The organism is Pseudomonas sp. IT-P74 (assembly GCF_949768175.1).
In the GTDB taxonomy this organism is placed as follows: domain Bacteria; phylum Pseudomonadota; class Gammaproteobacteria; order Pseudomonadales; family Pseudomonadaceae; genus Aquipseudomonas.
The window spans coordinates 1-380 of the sequence record NZ_CATKQD010000063.1 but is presented as its reverse complement, the minus strand read 5'-3'; the positions used below and the strand labels follow the sequence as shown (position 1 = coordinate 380).

At 61.8% G+C, this 380-nt stretch carries 1 protein-coding gene; it reads left to right on the top strand.

Annotated elements, in window-relative coordinates:
• On the top strand, nucleotides 1-380 hold a 380-nt coding region (locus ACM6J5_RS22370; RefSeq protein WP_414929362.1), incomplete at both ends, for a contractile injection system protein, VgrG/Pvc8 family.

The window sequence follows — 380 nt, the reverse complement described above, 5'->3', positions numbered from 1 at the left end:
CAATACCGCGAGAGCGATCTGGATTTCGTCTTGCGCCTGCTGGAACGTGAGGGTCTGTTTTTCTACTTCGATCATTCGAAGGAAGAACACCGCCTGATCATCACCGATCACTCCCGCCACCTTGAGCCGCTGGCCCGGCAACCACGGATCCGCTACCACAGCGCCTCGGTCACCGAGACCGCCGACTCGATCACCCAATGGAGCAGCCACCGGGAGTTGCAATCCGGCAAGATGGCCATCCAGACGTTCGACTACCGCCAGCCGCGCAACCCGCTGCCGGTGAGCATGCCCAGCCTCAACGCCCAGGGTGAGGTCCCCGCCTACGAAATCTACGACTTTCCCGGTCACTACAGCCACGGGATACCCGCCGATGGCGAAGC